Origin of the sequence: Paraburkholderia sp. SIMBA_053 (genome assembly GCF_046534895.1) — a bacterium.
Taxonomy (GTDB): Bacteria; Pseudomonadota; Gammaproteobacteria; order Burkholderiales; family Burkholderiaceae; genus Paraburkholderia; species Paraburkholderia caledonica.
This window is the reverse complement of the sequence record NZ_JAWRXU010000005.1, coordinates 258,826-277,005: the sequence shown is the minus strand read 5'-3', so window position 1 is coordinate 277,005 and position 18,180 is coordinate 258,826. Positions and strand designations below refer to the sequence as shown.

Sequence of the window (18,180 nt, the reverse complement as noted above, 5' to 3'; positions counted from 1 at the left end):
CCGACTTGAAGCTCGAGCCAACGCTTCAACCGAAGACACTTACTGCGCGACCGCGGTCGAAGCTGGAGCGTCCATCTTACCCCGATCGTTCTTGACCCGCTCGATGTGCGGTTTCGACCACGAACCGGTGATCGCGTACTCCCGCGCGAACGCGTGCGAGATCGACTGGCTGAACGCCAGATCCGCCACCAGCGCGCCTAGGCCGAGCAATGGATTGATTACCGCGGCCGCGACGACCGCTGCGCCGGCGCTCACCGTCGGCACGATCTGGACATGCAGATCCTGCGTTTCCTGAGCCAGATCGACGGAGCCTTTCATTTCGGCGCGGGCCGGCGCGGTCACCATCTCGAAGTTGTCGGTGTGGCCGATGCCGTTGTGAATCTGCGCGGTTCCCGTGACGTGCTCGAACGGCAGACCTTCGCCGATCACGTCGCGAAAGTTCAGCGTCGCGAAGCGCGCGAGGCTTTGCAGACTGAGCACGCCGAGCAGCTTGGCGACGCCCGGATCGACCTTGAGAATCTGGCCGTGACGAAGATCGACGGCCATATTGCCGTTTAGCGTCGGGTAGTCGATCGCGGTCGGGCCACCGCGCCACACCATCTTGCCCGATAGCGTGCCGCTGCCCGCCTTCAGCGTGCGCGGCTGGCCGAAGCGCTGGAGCAATCCGCCCGCGTCCTTGATGTCGAGCTTGAAATCGAACACGGTGCGCCGCGACGTGGTGTCGTCGGCAGAGTTGGCCAGTTCGGCTGAGGTGCGCCAGTTCGCCGTCGCGGTGAGCGTCGCCGAGGGGTTCGCAATGTCCAGCTTGTCGAGTTGCCAGACGGGCACGCCGTCTTCGTTGAAATTGTGCGCCAGCACTTCGAGCCGGCCGATATCGCGGTCGCGCACGATCAGTTCGTTCACGACCAGATCGATCGACGGCATGTTCTGCGCTGGAGCAGAGATAGCTTGACCAAGCAGATCCTTGTCGGCCACCGACGGAATCACGACGCGCGCAAAGCGCGCCTGCAGCGTCCCCGGCGACGCCTTGTCGGCGCCCGGCAGCCACGAAACGTGACCCGACACCTGATTGGACGCGATATTCGCCTGCCATTTGCCGTCCGCGTGCGAAGCGCCGACGATTACGCTGTCCCAATGGCGCTTGAGCAGCGTCAAGGTGCCGATGTGGAGCGCGAAGCGGCTCGGCAGGAATTGCGCGACAGTCGGGTTGGGGGTGGAAGGCGTGGCCGATGCGGCGGGCGCTTCCTTGTTGCGCATCTGTGTAACGAGCGCGCGCCATGCGTCGGCATCGAATGCTTCGAGGTCGACCGCGGCGATTACCCCTTCCGAAGGCAGGTCGGCCGGCCGGTTCACGCCGATTGCGCCGCGCAGCACCGTCGGCGGGCTCTTCGGCTTGTAGTCCAGCAAGTAGCGCGCGGCGATCGGACCAAAGTTGAGTTCCGCACGCTCCAGCCCGCTTTCGCCGGCAACCGTGGACGGCCCGGCGGCGAGCCGCAGCGGCATCGGTGCGCCGACCGGCTTGTTGAACGGTGCCGGGAAGTCGAGCGCGAGGCCGGTCAGGTCCGAGTTCATGGTGAGTTGCGGCAGCCTGCCTTTTGCGCCGCTCACATTGAGCGCGTAAGGGGCGCTGCCGCTCATGCGCGAGAGCACCTGAGCCGCCGGACCATGCAGGCCGAGACCGCGCGCCGCATCGACGGCGAGATGGCCGTCCAAGTCGAGTGCGTAAGTGCCGTCCTGCTTCAGTCCGCCGCTTGCCCGCAAGTCGCCGCCAAGAAACTGCGCGGTGAGCCGGTCTGTCTGCGCGCTGCGTTCGGTAAAGTGCACTTTGCCCCTTACCTGCGACAACGGCGGCACGTTTTCTACCGTCAGTCGATTATTCTCGAAGCCAATCGCGCCTTCCACGCCGATATGCGGCTTGGGCGTGCGCGGAACCGTCAGCTTGAGCGCGAGCGAGGCCGGGCCTTCGGCACGGATCTTCTCGGTCTGGTGCCGCGCCATGATGCCGAGCGAGCTTTCGTTCACGTAGTCGAGCATGTCGGCGAGCGGCCCGAGCCCGTCGCCCTTGATCACGAGGTTCGACTCGCGCGTGCCGAGGTCCTCGATTCTGCCGTTCACGCCATGCAGCGCCACGCGTTTATAGCGTGCGCGGTCGATGTCGAAGCGCAACATCTTCTCTTTGAGTTCGAACACGCCGTCGATGCCGTCGAGCGGCGGCCACACGTTCGGCGTGCCGTTCCTCATCTTGCGCGGCGGGTATGGCGAAGGATCGAATTTGCCGCCCTTGAACGGCGCGACAATGTGAAAGACGCCCGCGTCGGGATCGCGCGAGTAGGGGAATTTCGTCAGATCGCCATGTATCTCGATCGTCGCGCCGCGCGACATGCCGGCCTGCAAGCCGTGACCGAGATAGATGCGCAGCTTTTCGCTGATGCTGGTCGGAAGATAGCGGGCGATGCGCGAGACCTGCGCGCGCTCGAAGTCCGCTTTCAGGTCGAGCGAGCCGCGGCCGTGGCCGGGGTTGCTGTAGTCGGCGGTGGCGCTCGCCGCGACGTCTGCATTCGAGACGCCGAAATCGGCCAGTTTCACTGTGAACGCAGGGTGGTTGTCGCCGGGAGCTTTCTTGCCGATGGTCCAGTCGGCGCGACCGTGCAGATGGTCGAGCTTGAGGCGCGGATCGTCGAAGACGCCTGGCAGCGTGATCGCTACGTTGGACGTGTCGAGCAAAGCCGTACCGTGACGTTGATCGGCGTCGACAGTGCCCCAAAGATTTTCGATACCCGGAATGCCCGCACGCGGGTGATTGCGCGCGGTGAGCCCAGGCGGCGGTTCTTGTGCGGCGAAGCTGATGCCTTGCAGATCGCCCTTGAAGCGATAACGCTCGACTGGCTCGGCGCCCGTCGCGTGCCGGTCGCCGCCAGGCTCGCCCGATTCCGGCTTGCCGCGTTCCACTTCGATCAGATAGTTGGCGACGATGCCGCGCGGGTTGAACCGCACCAGACCGTTCAGAAGGGGCCGCGGCAGCGGCAACGCGCGGCTGAATTCCGCGAGAATGCCCAGGTCCACGCGGTCGCCCGACACGCTCATGAGCTGTCCGTTTTGCTGCGAAGCTTTGCGATAGCGTCCGTCGAGCGTGTCGAACGTCAGTGTGCGCGTAAGCGGCGTGCCGTCCTCGAGCGGCGGCTGGCCGAGTTCGGCGCGCATGTCACTCAGTTGAAGCTTGTAGTCGCCCTGATCGGCTTCCATGCGCCACCCGAAATGGGCGACCGGCACAAGCAGCTTCGGCTGCGTGGGCCGCACGCGTAACGCGACATCTGCGCCGGCCATCTGGCCGCTGGCCGACTTCATGCGGCCGTCGGCGAAATCGACCCAGATTGCGTTGTCGATGCGGCCTGCGAACGTTTCGATCGGAAACCTGACGTAACGCGCAAGCGTCGGCAGATCGACCGGCCCGGTCGACACATAGGCCTGTCCCTTCCAGTTAATCGGCTTGCCGATCGCCGCGAGCGGCGCGTGCCGGAAATGCGTGCGGAAATCGATCGGGCCGTGTAGCAACCGGCCGTCCGGCGGCGCCTGCAGCGCAAGACGGTGATCGTAGCCGTCGTTCAGGATCGCTATGCGGATGTCGCGCAGCGCGAGTTCCGGTTCGTCACGCTGGACGTCACGCCAGCGCAGCACACCGCCGCGCACGACGATCGCCTGTTGTCGCACGAGCCACGTCGACAAGGTGTCGTTGCCGCTGTGACGTGTCGGCACCGGCACGCCGGCGACCGAGAGTTCTCCGTCGCCGCCGCGCGCAATCAGCACATCCGGTTGATCGACGATCAGACTCGAGAGCGTCGGATAGAACTGCCAGAGCGAGCGCCACGACAAGCTCGCGGTGGCGTGCGGTATGGTGAGCGCGGGTTTGCCTTCACGATCTCGAATCACCAGGTTAGTGATGTCGAGCCCTGGCTGGAACCCGCTCCAATGCGGCGCCAGCTTGCCGATGGTGAACTGCGCGTGCAGCTTTTCGGAGACGGCGGCTTCGATGCGCGGGCGGAAAGCGTCGGCGCGCGGCAACACCACATAGCGCAAGCCGAGGTACAGTCCCGCCGCGATGAAATAGAGGACGAGCGCCAGCGCCAGAACGACGTGAAGAGTCCGGCGCAGCACGACGTGGTCGCTTCCGCTCAGAGGCCGGGCCTGCCCGGTTTCCTGCGGGTCGGCGGATTCGTTTCGCTCGGACATGCTGCGGCGGGTGGGCGTATGGTAGTTTTGCGATTTAACGACGAAATGTAACACACGGGAAAGCGTCGGCAGGACTTCGTGCAGGCCCTGTCAGCACGCCGCCGCGCGAGCTTCATCGGCGTGCGCGAAGACGTGGTGCGCCGAAGCGGTCATGCCTCTGGGCACAGTCCCCGACAATCAAGCAACGAGCGAGCCAGACCTTTGATGACTCACGCTACTCTTCTGAGTTCCGACTATTCGCACTACGCGGCGCGCGCCGCCGCGGCGCATCCCAAACTCGCCGTGCAGGTGGCGGAGCTTGCGTCCGCGCCGCTGACCCGCGAGCGCATTGACGCCCGCTTTGACATGCTCTGCGCGGAGGCCGCCGGCGGCGCTGCCGCTCCCTTGACCGAAGAGGCACTGAAACGGGCGCTGCGCCGGTTGCGCACCGAGGTGTTTTGCGCCGTGATGGAGCGCGACCTGGCTGGCGAGGCGGACGTCGCCGAAGTTACCGGAGCGATGACCGATCTGGCCGAGACGACAATCCAGCGCGCGCTTGCCGTGCTTTCCGCCGAACTCGAGGCGCTCTTTGGCGAGCCGCGCGGCCCGCAAGGCGAGCGGCTTACTCTGGGCGTGGTCGGCATGGGCAAGCTCGGCGGTCGGGAACTGAACGTGTCGTCGGACATCGACCTGATCTTCATATATGAAGAGGACGGCGAGACCGCCGGCGGGCAGCGCGCGGCGATCGCCACCCAAGACTTTTTTACAAGGCTCGGCAAGCGGTTGATCGGCGCTCTCGCTGAAGTCACCGCCGACGGCTATGTGTTTCGCGTCGACATGCGTTTGCGCCCGAACGGCGATTCGGGGCCGCTCGTCTGCAGCCTCGGCATGCTCGAAGAGTATTTCTACGTGCAGGGCCGCGAGTGGGAACGCTATGCGTGGATCAAGGGGCGGCTCGTTTCCGAAGCCACGAGCGAGGCGGCGCGGCGTCTCTCGAAACAGCTCGATGCGATCGTCACGCCGTTCGTCTATCGCCGCTATCTCGACTTCGGCGTGATCAGTGCGATTCGCGCGCTGCATCTGCAGATTCGCCAGGAGGCGCAGCGCCGCGCGTCGATGCGCCCTGACAAGGCCGACGACATCAAGCTAGGGCGCGGTGGCATCCGCGAAATCGAATTCAGCGCGCAGGTGTTCCAGTTGATCCGCGGCGGCCAGGACGCCGGTTTTCGTGTGCGTCCGACGCTCGCCGTGTTGCGGCACGCCGCGACGCACGGGTTGATCGACACGTCGGTCTGCGTGAAGCTTTCGCAGGCGTATCGGTTCCTGCGCGAACTGGAACACCGGCTGCAATATCGCAACGACGCGCAAACTCACGCGATGCCCGTCGATCCCGAGGACCGTGCGGCGCTCGCCCGTGCCATGGGCTGCGACGACTATTCGACGTTGATGGCTCGGCTCGACGCACATCGCGAGTTTGTCGAACAGCAGTTCGATCAGATATTTGCCGACAAGGTAAGCGGCCGCGATGGCTGCGGCGCCCCCGAAGACGGCGCGGCGGCCTGGGTCTGGAGCAGCGCACTCTCGGACGACAGCGCCGAAGATGCGTTGCGCGCGCGTATCGTCGAACTGGGTATCGCGGAGCCGGGCGATCTGCTCGCGCGGCTGCGCGGCGTGTGGCAATCGTCGCGTTATGCGGGGCTCGCGGAGCGCAGCCGGCAGCGTTTCGACATCGTCGCGCAGCGCGCCCTCGAAGCCGCGCGCACGCTGGAGCCGCCCGAGCGGCGCGGCGATACGCTCGCACGTCTTTTCGATCTGCTCGAAGCCGTGAGCCGGCGCGGTGCGTATCTGGCGCTGCTGACCGAATATCCGCAAGCGCTGCATCGGGTGTTGTCGGTGCTGGGCGCCTCGCGCTGGGCGGCCGGCTATCTGATCCGCCATCCGCAATTGCTCGACGAGCTGCTCGACGACGAAGCGATCAACAGTCCATTCGACTGGCCCGAGTTCAAGCGCACGTTGCGCTTGCGGCTTGCCGCCGCGGACGGCGTCGAGCAGCAAATGGACTTGCTGCGCCACGCGCACCAGGCAGAAGTGTTCCGTATTCTGCTGATCGACCTTGCAGGCAAGCTGAGCGTCGAACATGTGAGCGACCGCCTGTCCGAACTCGCCGATGCTGTGCTCGATGTAACGCTCGAAGCCGTGTGGAACCAGTTGCCGAAGCGCCACCGCGAGGTGCCGCGTTTCGCGGTGATCGCATACGGCAAGCTGGGTGGCAAAGAGTTGGGCTATGCGTCCGACCTCGACGTCATCTTCCTCTACGACGATCCCGACGACGCCGCAGCCGATATTTATTCGACGTACACCCGCCGGCTGATTACGTGGCTGACCACGGCGACCGGCGCAGGCACATTGTTCGATATCGACCTGCGCCTGCGGCCGAACGGCGAGTCGGGTTTGCTCGTCACCGATCTGGACGCGTTCCGCCGCTATCAGTTGCGCGAGGGCGACGCAGCCAACACCGCATGGGTCTGGGAGCACCAGGCACTGACCCGCGCGCGTTACTGTGCGGGCGACGCGCACATTGGCGCGCAGTTCGAGGCGATCCGTGAACAGGTGCTGACCACGCCGCGCGACGCCGCGCAGCTTGCCGCCGAGATTGTCGAGATGCGCGAGCGGGTGATCGCCGGGCACCCTAACCATACGACGCTGTTCGACCTCAAGCATGATCGGGGCGGCATGGTGGATATCGAATTCACTGTGCAGTACTGGGTCTTGCTGCACGCGGCGCGCGATCCCGAGTTGATCCGCAATACCGGGAACATTGCTCTGCTGCGCGAAGTGTCGCGCCTCGGGCTGATGAGCGAGGCCGAAGCCGAGACGGTCGGCGCGGCTTATCGCACGTACCGGAAGCTGCAGCACAAGCTGCGACTGGATGGGATGGAGAAGGCGCGCGTGGAGCCGGCTCTCGTCGCGACGGAACGCGATGCCGTGCTCGGACTTTGGGAGCGGGTGTTTGGCGAGCGTTGAAGGAGACGTGCGTTATGGCGGGCCGCGGCACAAGCGCGTGTTGCCGGCGCTTTGTCTGGTGCCGCTGCGGCGGTAAAGACCTGTGTCCGCGCTGAAGGCCGGCCTTCGCCGCAGCCTTGGGACGACTAAGCCGCCAGCATTTCCTTCGCGTGCTTGCGAGTGGTCGGCGTGATTTCGAGCCCGCCGAGCATTCGCGCGACTTCTTCCACGCGGCTCGCCTTGTCGAGGGAAACGACGCTGCTTACCGTACCGCCCTTGCCGTTGCCGGTCTTCGCGACCTGGAAATGATGATCGCCCCGTGCGGCGACCTGCGGCAAATGCGTCACGCAAAGCACCTGGCGCGCTTCTCCGAGTTGATGCAATAGCCGTCCGACCACTTCGGCGACGCCGCCGCCGATGCCCGTATCCACTTCGTCGAAGATCAGCGTGGGCGTCGGGCTTGCGGCGCTGGCAATCACGGCCAGCGCAAGGCTGATCCGCGCGAGTTCGCCGCCCGATGCGACCTTAGCAAGCGGCCGCAGCGGGACGCCTGCGTGCCCCGCGACGCGGAACTCGACCTGCTCCAGCCCATGCGCGCCGCCTTCCGGCAGCGGCACGAGCGCTACTTCGAAGCTGCCGCCTTTCATCGACAGTTCCTGCATGCCCGTGGTGACCGCCGCGCCGAGGGCCTTGCCGGCCTTTGCGCGTGCCTTGGACAGCTTTTTAGCTTCCGCGACGAATACCTCACGCGCCTTCGCTTCTGCTGCATGCAGACTATCGAGGTCGGCGGCAGCGTCTAGCGCGGCAAGCTGCGCACGGCGTGTTTCATGTTCGTCGGGCAGCGTTTCGGGCTGCAAACGGAACTTGCGCGCCGCCGAATGCAATGCGTCGAGGCGCTTTTCGACCTGGGCGAGCCGGTCGGGATCGAGTTCGAGCTTTTGGGCGTAATGGCTCAGCGAGTACGCAGCTTCCTGAAGTTGAATCTCTGCGGGTTCGAGCGCGGCCAGCACGTCGTTCAAGGCCGGATCGATTTCCGCGAGGTCGCGCACCTTCGACACGATCGACGCAAGATGCGTGATCATCGCTTCGTCCGATTCGGATAACGCAGTCAGCGCACCTTGCACGCCGTCGATCAGATTCGCCGAATGCGACAGCCGCCGATGCTCCGCGTTAACTTCTTCCCACTCGCCCGGCTGGGGCGACAGCTTGTCCAGCTCCGCAAGCTGCCAGGCAAGCCGCTCGCGTTCCAGTTGCAACTCGCGATCGCGCGTTTGCGCATGCTCGACCGCCTGAACCTTCTCGCGCCATGTGCGCCACGCGCGCGTGACGCCCGCGGAAAGTTCGCTCAGACCCGCGTGGGTATCGAACAGCTCGCGCTGGGCGTCGGGACGCATCAGCAACTGGTGCGCGTGCTGGCCATGAATGTCCACCAGCATTTCGCCGACCTCGCGCAGTTGCGCCAGTGTCGCAGCCGTGCCGTTGATGAAAGCGCGCGAGCGCCCATTTGCATCCACCACGCGGCGCAGCATCACCGTGCCGCCGTTCTGGCCGTCGGCTGCCGACGCGGCGAACGCCTGCTCGTCGAGCCACTGATCCACCTGCGCGTGCGTGTCGAATTCCGCGGTGATGTCGGCGCGGCTCTCGCCGGTGCGAACGACGCTCGCGTCAGCGCGCGCGCCGAGCGCGAGCGCCAGCGCGTCGATGAGGATCGACTTGCCGGCGCCGGTCTCGCCGGAAAAAACGGTAAAGCCGCTGTCGAATTCAAGATCGAGCGCGGCGACGATGACGAAGTCGCGTATCGAGAGGTGGCGAAGCATGAAGGTGGTCTGTGAGCCTGATATTCGGGTTTCTCTAGCGGCGCTTGTATCCCGGCATTCTGCGGGTCAGAGCTTGCCGTCTTCTTCGTGCGACGGGTATTCGTTCCAGTGCAGTTTCTTGCGCAGCGTCGCGAAATAGCTGTAGCCGACCGGATGCAGCATGGGCACCGTATGACGCGAGCGGCGCACTTCGATCGCGTCGCCCAGTTCGAGCGATGTGAACGACTGCATGTCGAAATTGACGTTGACCTCGCGCCCCGAAACGATCTGGATACTGACCTTCGAATCGTCCGGCAACACGATGGGCCGGTTTGACAGCGCGTGCGGCGCGATCGGCACGAGTACGATGCCCTGCAGCTGCGGATGAAGAATCGGCCCTTGCGACGACAGCGCATAAGCCGTCGAGCCGGTGGGCGTTGCTACGATCAGGCCGTCCGAGCGCTGGTTGTACATGAAGCGCCCGTCCACCGAAACGTGCAGTTCCGCCATGCCGGAGAAGCCGCTGCGATTGACCACCACGTCGTTGAAGGCAAGCGCGTGATAGATCGGATTGCCCTGGCGCATGATGCGCGCTTCCAGCAGCACGCGCTCCTCGCGTTCGAAGTTGCCCGCCAGCATTTGCGGCACGATCTCGCTCATGTCCGAGATCGGGATGTCGGTAATGAAGCCCAGCCGTCCGTGGTTGATGCCGATGAGCGGAGTGCGGTAAGGCGCCAGCTGCCGCCCGATGCCCAGCATCGTGCCGTCGCCGCCCAGCACGATCGCCACATCTGCACGCGCGCCGATCTCGGCCGGACGCAGCGCCGGATACTCGGTAACGCCGATTTCCGCAGCGGTGTCGGCCTCGAAAAAGACTTCGAAGCCGCGCTTCGCGATGCAGGAGGCGAGCGCCGTCAGGGGCTCGCGAATGCCCGGGGTGTTGTTGCGCCCGACGAGCGCCACGGTCTTGAACTGGCTGGTTACTTGCATGCCGGCATTACACCATAGGTAAGGCCCGAAAAGAACCGCGCGCGGACCCGGTGGCCCGCCGGCACGGGCAGGCCGCCAGCGCAGTTAGGGATTATCGTTAGAATGGTGAAGCCTTGATGACATGCGCGCCCTGCAAACTGCAACGGCGCGCTGCGGGCGGGGCCGTCGGCAACAGGGCTGGCGGCGCACCGGACCGAATGCGGCACCGGGCGCTGAGGCCGGCGCTGAAACCGGCGCTGAAACCAGCGCAAGACGCAGTCCTGGCGAGCGGCGGTTGATCCGCCGGTGTTGGGCGCCGTTAGTGCTCGCGGTAGTCTCACCATTGAGCTAAAATTTTCCGTCATGCTAGATCCTCGCGCACAAACCCTCCTAAAAACTCTGATCGAGCGCTACATTGCCGAAGGTCAGCCGGTCGGCTCGCGCACGTTGTCGCGCTATTCCGGCCTGGAGCTGAGTCCGGCGACCATCCGCAACGTCATGTCGGACCTCGAGGATCTGGGCCTTGTGATCAGCCCGCATACTTCGGCTGGACGCATTCCCACGCCGCGCGGCTACCGGCTTTTTGTCGACACAATGTTGACTGTCGAGTCGGCCGCAGACGAAGAAGCAGTCACGCGTACCGTCAAGACTACGCTGCAGGCCGGTGAGCCGCAGAAAATCGTCGCTGCGGCGGCGAGCGTGCTCTCGAATCTGTCGCAGTTTGCCGGGGTCGTGCTCACGCCGCGACGCAGCCACGTGTTCAAGCAGATCGAATTCATGCGCCTGTCGGACAAGCGCATTCTGCTGATCATCGTTACGCCCGAAGGCGACGTGCAGAACCGCATGATGGCGACCCAGCGCGACTTCACGCCATCCGAACTGGTCGAAGCATCCAACTACATCAACGCCCACTTCGCCGGTCTTTCTTTCGACGAAGTGCGCCGCCGCCTGCGCGAAGAGATCGACCAGTTGCGCGGCGACATGACCACGCTCATGCACGCGGCCGTCACCGCAAGCACCGACGAATCGGACACCGGCGAGACCGTGCTCATTTCGGGCGAGCGCAATCTGCTCGAGGTCGCGGATCTTTCCTCGGACATGGCGCGCTTGCGCAAGCTCTTCGATGTGTTCGATCAAAAGACCAGTCTCCTTCAGTTGCTGGATGTGTCGAGTCATGCGGCTGGCGTGCAGATCTTCATAGGCGGCGAGTCGAACCTCGTGCCTATCGAGGAAATGAGCGTCGTTACCGCGCCGTACGAGGTGAATGGCAAGATCGTCGGCACACTTGGCGTGATCGGACCCACGCGAATGGCCTACAACCGCGTGATCCCGATCGTGGACATCACCGCGAGACTGCTCTCGCTGACGCTCAGTCAGCAGTAGCGCGTCGCCGCTGCGGCGTTTCGTCCAGTACATGATGCGCGAGCCGGCGCCGCCTGCCAATTGGCCGAACGGCCAGGGGTCTCCAGGGCGCGCGGCCACGAGGCGCGCCGCTATAATGAATCTCACCTGATTCCACTTCCCGCCTTGAGCGGTTATCCCTGCTGCCTATGCGCTTCGACCTCGAGCGGCCCTCGCAGAACGCCACGTCGCACCGCGTTGCCGTGCTGCTGATCAATCTCGGCACGCCCGACGCGCCAACGCCTCGAGCGGTTCGCCGCTATCTCGCGCAGTTCCTCTCCGATCCTCGCGTGGTGGAAATTCCGGCGCTGCTGTGGCAAATCATTTTGCGGCTTTTGATCCTGCCGTTCCGGGGTCGCGCATCCGCGAAGAAATATGCGGCCGTGTGGATGCCCGAAGGCTCGCCGCTACGCGTCTATACGGAAAAGCAGGTGGAAGGTTTGCGCCACCTGCTGCAATTGAATGACTACACGGTGCTCGTCGAGTACGCCATGCGCTACGGCACGCCCGGCATCCCGGCCATGCTCAATCAGCTGAAGCTCGCCGGTGCCGAACGGGTGCTGCTGGTGCCGATGTATCCGCAATACTCGTCGTCGACCACGGCGACCGCGTTCGACGACGCATTCTCCGCCTTGAAGCGCATGCGTAACCAGCCCGAGATCCGCACGGTGCGCCAGTACGCCGATCATCCCGCGTACATTTCAGCGCTCGCTGCGCAGGTGCACCACTACTGGCATCTGCATGGTCGTCCGGATTTCGCTGCCGGCGACAAGCTCGTTCTCAGTTTTCATGGCGTGCCCAAGCGAACACTGGATCTTGGCGATCCGTACCACGAGCAGTGCCAGACGACAGGCGCGCTGCTGATGCAGGCGCTCGGCCTCACGCCGGTGGAATGCCGGATCACGTTCCAGTCGCGTTTCGGCAAGGCGGAGTGGTTGCAGCCGTACACGGCACCCACGCTGAAGGAGCTCGGGGCAGCAGGCGTGCGACGTGCTGACGTATTTTGTCCCGGCTTCACCGCTGATTGCCTCGAGACGATTGAAGAGATCGGCATGGAAGTGCGCGACGAGTTCCTGCATGCCGGCGGCAAGGAGTTTCATCGCATTCCTTGCGTGAACGCGTCGCAGGCGTGGGTTGCCGCGCTTGGCGAAATCGTCGCGCAGAATCTGCAAGGCTGGCCCGTGCAGGCGGTCCCCGTGCCGCATCACACTCCGGCTTGAGCACGCTTATGAACTACCGAATTTCGACGGAACCGGGCGCGAAGCTGCGCATCGACAAGTGGCTTTGGGCAGCACGCTTCTTCAAGACGCGCTCGCTTGCCGCGGACGCGGTCGAGAAGGGACGTGTGCGCATAGGCGGAGCCAACGTGAAGCCGGCCAAGGACGTGCGGGTCGGCGATCTCGTCGAGATCGAAATCGAGCGGTTCGTATGGCAGGTGCAGGTGCTGGGCGTATGCGACGTGCGCGGCCCAGCGAGCGTCGCGCAGACGCTTTACGCCGAGACGGACGAAAGCCGGCAAAAGCGGCAGGCCGAGCACGAGCGCCGCAAGACCTATCGCGAGCCGGCCGAGGCACTACACGGCCGCCCCACCAAGCGCGACCGCCGGACTATCGACAGATTTTCAGGTGGGGATTGAACAGTTGTTCCATGGTCGCGTTCACGCCGCCGTATTCGGTTGTGTGATCGTTGACCGCCCCAGACATACAGATGGTCGTGGTGCCCGCAACGAGTACCAGTGCGACCACCGAGATTGCAAAGGTCAGTTTCACGGTACCCCCTTTTGGGATGGTGCGGAAAAGAAACGAGCTAGCCAGGTGGAAATTGCAAAAAGGCGGAAAGGTTTATGTCAGATTAGGGTTAACGCTGTTTTTCCGCCGCGTAAACTGGAGCATAGGTCACTTGCACGCCGCGCTCAATCTGAATCTGATCGCCGCGCACTCATGGTTGTAACCGCGCGTTTCGGCCGGCTGCTGCCGGTTTGAAAATTTCGGCGAAGGCGCTTGAAATGGCGCATTTGCGGCCCCAACTGCCGTTTCGATACGTGGTAGCGCGCCTGGATAACTGTCGCGATTTTGCAACGCACAAATCGCGTTGGTGTCATGCGCCGTTGCTGCCGTTGGCTTTTAATTTTTTAACGACTTTCAGCGACATGGAAAACACGCAAGAGAACCCGACGAGCCAGAATCCCACGCCCGCGGACGAAACCGCGCGCCAGGCCGCCGAGGCGGTCACGCCCGAGCAGGAAGCCGCTGCGAGCGTCGCCACGGACACGCCGGCAACGGGTGCGGAAGCTGCATTGGCCGAAGCGCAGGCGAAGATCGCCGAATTGCAGGAAAGCTTCCTGCGCGCGAAAGCCGAGACGGAAAACGTGCGCCGCCGCGCGCAAGAAGACGTTGCGAAGGCACATAAGTTTGCAATCGAGAGCTTCGCGGAGCATCTGCTGCCGGTGATCGATAGTCTGGAAGCAGCCGTCGCTCACTCGACCGACGACCTGCAGAAAGTGCGCGAAGGTGTCGAGCTTACGCTGCGTCAGCTCACAGGCGCGCTGGAGAAAGGCCGCGTCGTCGCGCTGAATCCGGTGGGCGAGAAGTTCGACCCGCACCGCCATCAGGCTATCTCCATGGTGCCGGCCGACCAGGAGCCGAACACGGTTGTCGCCGTGTTGCAAAAGGGCTTCGTGATTGCCGATCGCGTGCTGCGTCCGGCGCTCGTCACTGTCGCCGCACCGAAGTAAGGCCGGTTTGCTCCGTATTCCGTTCGAGTTTCGCTGGCGTTCGCTAGACACAGCCGTAGACAACGAGTAGGCACCAAGTAGGCATCGTCATGGCCAAAATTCCCGTCGACGCAACCGCGTTTTCGGCGTTTGACATGCAGGAGCTAAGCGCCGAGTCATTCGACGCCAGTCTTGCCGAAGCGGGTGACCAACTCGCGGTGGTGTTCTTCTGGGGACTCGACTGCTTCAACTGCGAGATCGCCAAGAAGGCCATGCTTGCGCAACCGGACGCGATTCGTGCGCTCGGCTTGCGGTGGTTTCACAGCAATGTCTACGAGCACCGCGAGCTTGGCCGGCGTTTCATGCTTCATGGTGTGCCGACGTGGTTTTTCTTCCACCGCGGCAAACGGCTGGGTCGGGCGACAGGCTGGCACGGTCTCGCGCAATTCGAGGCGGCGGTTGCCGCGGCGCGCGAGAAGATCCGCCCGGCCAATGCCGCAGGCGGTTCGCAAGCCGACGGAGCGGATTCGGGCAAAAGTTCGGTCGATTGAAAAAAATTAAAGACCGCATCGCAAAAGAGGTCTTGAAAACGATGCGGACGCACTTATGTTGAGTGCAGGTATGAATTTAGGGCGGATTGCCTTGCCGCCGGACGGCAAACAGGGCGATTCCCGCAGCGATCAAAGTCAGGAGATTAGTAAAAATGGGCAAAATCATCGGTATCGACCTCGGCACGACCAACTCGTGCGTGGCGATCATGGAAGGCAATTCGGTCAAGGTGATCGAGAACTCGGAAGGTGCACGCACCACGCCGTCGATCATCGCCTACATGGAAGACGGCGAGATTCTCGTCGGCGCGCCTGCCAAGCGTCAGTCGGTCACGAATCCGAAGAACACGCTGTACGCGGTTAAGCGCCTGATCGGCCGCCGCTTCGAAGAGAAGGAAGTTCAGAAAGATATCGGCCTGATGCCGTACAAGATCATGAAGGCCGACAACGGCGACGCATGGGTCGAAGTACGCGATCAGAAGCTCGCTCCGCCGCAGATCTCCGCGGAAGTGCTGCGCAAGATGAAGAAGACCGCTGAAGACTACCTCGGCGAGCCGGTCACCGAAGCTGTGATCACGGTTCCCGCGTACTTCAACGACAGCCAGCGTCAGGCAACCAAAGATGCAGGCCGCATCGCCGGTCTGGAAGTCAAGCGCATCATCAACGAACCGACCGCAGCCGCGCTCGCGTTCGGTCTCGACAAGAACGAGAAGGGTGACCGCAAGATCGCCGTGTATGACCTGGGCGGCGGTACGTTCGACGTGTCGATCATCGAAATCGCCGATGTCGACGGTGAAAAGCAGTTCGAAGTGCTGTCCACGAACGGCGATACGTTCCTCGGCGGTGAAGACTTCGACCAGCGCATCATCGACTACATCATCGGTGAGTTCAAGAAAGAGCAGGGCGTCGATCTCTCGAAAGACGTGCTCGCATTGCAGCGCCTGAAGGAATCGGCTGAAAAGGCAAAGATCGAACTGTCGTCGAGCCAGCAAACCGAAATCAACCTGCCGTACATCACGGCCGACGCGTCGGGTCCGAAGCACTTGAACCTGAAGATCACGCGCGCCAAGCTCGAAGCGCTGGTTGAAGAACTGATCGAACGCACGATCGAACCGTGCCGCGTCGCTATCAAGGACGCAGGCGTGAAGGTCGGCGAAATCGACGACGTGATTCTGGTCGGCGGTATGACCCGCATGCCGAAGGTGCAGGAAAAGGTTAAGGAATTCTTCGGCAAGGACCCGCGCCGCGACGTGAACCCGGACGAAGCCGTGGCCGTTGGCGCCGCGATCCAGGGTCAGGTGTTGTCCGGCGACCGCAAGGACGTTCTGCTGCTCGACGTGACCCCGTTGTCGCTCGGCATTGAAACGCTCGGCGGCGTGATGACGAAGATGATCAACAAGAACACCACGATCCCGACCAAGCATTCGCAGGTCTACTCGACGGCTGACGACAATCAGAGCGCCGTGACGATCAAGGTGTATCAGGGCGAACGCGAAATGGCGGCGGGCAACAAGCTGCTGGGCGAGTTCAACCTTGAAGGCATTCCGCCGGCACCGCGCGGCACGCCGCAGATCGAAGTGAGCTTCGACATCGACGCGAACGGCATTCTGCACGTCGGCGCGAAAGACAAGGCGACCGGCAAGGAAAACCGCATCACGATCAAGGCGAACTCGGGTCTGTCCGAAGCCGAAATCGAGAAGATGGTGAAGGACGCCGAAGCGAACGCGGAAGAAGATCACAAGCTGCGTGAGCTGGCGGACGCCCGCAACCAGGGCGACGCGCTCGTCCACAGCACGAAGAAGGCGCTCACCGAGTACGGCGACAAGCTGGAATCCGGCGAGAAGGAAAAGATCGAAACCGCGCTGAAGGACCTGGAAGACGCACTGAAGAGCGGTTCGACCGACAAGGCTGCACTCGAAGCCAAGATCGAAGCGGTGGCGACTGCCTCGCAGAAGATGGGCGAAAAGATGTACGCCGACATGCAGGCTGCGCAAGGTGCCGAAGCTGCGGCAGCAGGCGCGGCGGGCGCGAGCGCGGGCCCGTCGGCTGGTGGCGCGAGCCAGCAGCAGGACGACGTGGTCGACGCTGACTTCAAGGAAGTCAAGAAAGACTAAAGCCAGGTCGCATTCCGACCGTAAAGCCGCACACGGGTCATGTGTGCGGCCCGGCTGCACGAAGTACTGCGGGCATCTGAACGCGGGAACGTGCAAGAGCGGTTATCACGCCTGGCGAGCCTTTTAGGCTCTCCGGGCACATTTGTTTTATGGAGGCCGTTGTTTTGAACCGCATTCACGCGGCACGAAACACGACCGGACGAGTCGTGAGACTCCAGCATTCAAGAGGAGCCACCGCGCGGCACTCTCGCGAGGGGCGTTGAACCGATATGGCGAAACGGGATTACTACGAGGTTCTGGGCGTCGCAAAGAACGCGAGCGACGACGAAATCAAGAAGGCTTATCGCAAGCTGGCGATGAAGCACCACCCCGACCGCAATCCGGGCAACAAGGATGCGGAAGAGCATTTCAAGGAGGTGAAGGAAGCCTATGAAATGCTCTCGGACTCGCAAAAGCGTGCGGCATATGACCAGTATGGTCACGCGGGCGTCGATCCGAACATGGGCGGCGCCGGTGCGCAAGGCTTCGGCGGCTTTGCCGATGCGTTCGGCGATATTTTCGGCGACATCTTCGGCCAGGCGGCCGGCGGCGCGGCGCGAGGCGGCGGCGGACGCGCGGGCCCGCAGGTGTATCGCGGCGCCGATCTGCGCTACAGCATGGAAATCACGCTGGAACAGGCGGCGCACGGTTACGACACGCAGATTCGCGTGCCGAGCTGGGTCTCGTGCGAAGTCTGTCACGGTTCGGGCGCGAAGCCCGGCACCAAGCCGGAAACCTGCCCGACCTGTAGCGGTTCGGGTGCTGTGCGGATGTCGCAAGGCTTTTTCAGCATCCAGCAAACCTGTCCGAAATGTCACGGCACCGGCACCTATATTCCTGAGCCGTGCGCGCACTGCCACGGCGCGGGCAAGGTAAAGGAAACCAAGACGCTCGAAGTAAAGATCCCGGCAGGTATCGACGACGGCATGCGCATCCGTTCGGCCGGCAACGGCGAACCGGGCATCAACGGCGGGCCGTCAGGCGATCTGTACGTCGAGATTCATATCAAGCAGCATTCGGTATTCGAGCGCGACGGCGACGATTTGCATTGCCAGATGCCGATTCCGTTTACCACGGCGGCGTTGGGCGGCGAAATCGAGGTGCCCACGCTCGCGGGCCGCGCGAGCTTCACGGTGCCCGAAGGCACGCAGTCGGGCAAGACGTTCCGGTTGCGCGGCAAGGGTATCAAGGGCTTGCGTTCGAGCATTGCCGGAGATCTGTATGTGCATGTGCAGGTCGAAACGCCGGTCAAGCTCACGGAACCGCAACGCGATCTGCTCAAGCAGTTCGAAAAAGCTTTGGTGGAAGGCGGCGCGCGGCACAGCCCGCAAAGCAAGAGCTGGTTTGATCGGGTGAAGAGCTTCTTCGATTAACGGCAGTTAGAAGTTGGC

12 protein-coding genes are annotated in these 18,180 nt (G+C 63.4%); 8 read left to right on the top strand and 4 right to left on the bottom strand.

Annotated elements, in window-relative coordinates; translation table 11 throughout:
• Nucleotides 1-39: 39 nt before the first annotated feature.
• Entirely contained in the window at nucleotides 40-4,227 is a 4,188-nt protein-coding gene (locus SB753_RS18925; protein ID WP_408484358.1) for a YhdP family protein, read from the bottom strand.
• Nucleotides 4,228-4,431: 204 nt separating this feature from the next.
• Between SB753_RS18925 and glnE the strand changes: the two genes are divergently transcribed.
• Nucleotides 4,432-7,230 carry a bifunctional [glutamate--ammonia ligase]-adenylyl-L-tyrosine phosphorylase/[glutamate--ammonia-ligase] adenylyltransferase gene (gene glnE, locus SB753_RS18920; protein ID WP_408484356.1) on the top strand — a complete coding sequence of 933 codons (2,799 nt, stop codon included), beginning with the start codon at nucleotides 4,432-4,434 and terminating at the stop codon, nucleotides 7,228-7,230.
• A gap of 125 nt (nucleotides 7,231-7,355) precedes the next feature.
• Here glnE and recN read toward each other — a convergent pair whose 3' ends face one another.
• Both recN and SB753_RS18910 read right to left on the bottom strand, forming a co-directional pair.
• Nucleotides 7,356-9,026 (bottom strand): DNA repair protein RecN, encoded by a 1,671-nt coding sequence (gene recN, locus SB753_RS18915; protein ID WP_087750891.1) that lies wholly within the window; start codon nucleotides 9,024-9,026, stop codon nucleotides 7,356-7,358.
• 66 nt (nucleotides 9,027-9,092) lie between these two features.
• Nucleotides 9,093-9,995: an NAD kinase gene (locus tag SB753_RS18910; protein WP_027804895.1), complete on the bottom strand. Its 903-nt coding sequence runs from the start codon at nucleotides 9,993-9,995 to the stop codon at nucleotides 9,093-9,095.
• Between the two features lie 342 nt (nucleotides 9,996-10,337).
• Here SB753_RS18910 and hrcA point away from each other — a divergent pair, with 342 nt between their 5' ends.
• The 3 genes from hrcA (at nucleotide 10,338) to SB753_RS18895 (ending at nucleotide 13,011) form a co-directional block, all read left to right on the top strand.
• Complete coding sequence (gene hrcA, locus SB753_RS18905; RefSeq protein WP_020069705.1) at nucleotides 10,338-11,357, top strand: heat-inducible transcriptional repressor HrcA; 1,020 nt, start codon at nucleotides 10,338-10,340, stop codon at nucleotides 11,355-11,357.
• Between the two features lie 167 nt (nucleotides 11,358-11,524).
• Entirely contained in the window at nucleotides 11,525-12,595 is a 1,071-nt protein-coding gene (hemH, locus tag SB753_RS18900; RefSeq protein WP_214877296.1) for a ferrochelatase, read from the top strand.
• A gap of 8 nt (nucleotides 12,596-12,603) precedes the next feature.
• Nucleotides 12,604-13,011 carry an RNA-binding S4 domain-containing protein gene (locus SB753_RS18895; protein ID WP_020069707.1) on the top strand — a complete coding sequence of 136 codons (408 nt, stop codon included), beginning with the start codon at nucleotides 12,604-12,606 and terminating at the stop codon, nucleotides 13,009-13,011.
• On the opposite strand, the gene SB753_RS18890 is transcribed toward SB753_RS18895, so the two are convergent.
• Nucleotides 12,983-13,144, bottom strand: coding sequence for a hypothetical protein (locus SB753_RS18890; RefSeq protein WP_006047884.1), 162 nt, complete (start codon nucleotides 13,142-13,144; stop codon nucleotides 12,983-12,985). The two genes, SB753_RS18895 and SB753_RS18890, sit on opposite strands and share 29 nt — an antisense overlap.
• A 380-nt stretch (nucleotides 13,145-13,524) precedes the next feature.
• On the opposite strand from SB753_RS18890, the gene grpE reads away from it, so the two are divergent.
• The 4 genes from grpE to dnaJ all read left to right on the top strand — a co-directional run bounded on the left by grpE (nucleotide 13,525) and on the right by dnaJ (nucleotide 18,162).
• Entirely contained in the window at nucleotides 13,525-14,109 is a 585-nt protein-coding gene (gene grpE / locus SB753_RS18885; protein ID WP_027804896.1) for a nucleotide exchange factor GrpE, read from the top strand.
• An 89-nt stretch (nucleotides 14,110-14,198) separates the two neighbouring features.
• Nucleotides 14,199-14,639, top strand: coding sequence for a thioredoxin family protein (locus tag SB753_RS18880; protein WP_088173104.1), 441 nt, complete (start codon nucleotides 14,199-14,201; stop codon nucleotides 14,637-14,639).
• A gap of 152 nt (nucleotides 14,640-14,791) precedes the next feature.
• Complete coding sequence (dnaK, locus tag SB753_RS18875) at nucleotides 14,792-16,750, top strand: molecular chaperone DnaK (RefSeq protein ID WP_088173103.1); 1,959 nt, start codon at nucleotides 14,792-14,794, stop codon at nucleotides 16,748-16,750.
• Between the two features lie 269 nt (nucleotides 16,751-17,019).
• Nucleotides 17,020-18,162, top strand: a complete 1,143-nt coding sequence (dnaJ, locus tag SB753_RS18870; RefSeq protein WP_020069711.1) for a molecular chaperone DnaJ — start codon at nucleotides 17,020-17,022, stop codon at nucleotides 18,160-18,162.
• Nucleotides 18,163-18,180 lie beyond the last annotated feature (18 nt).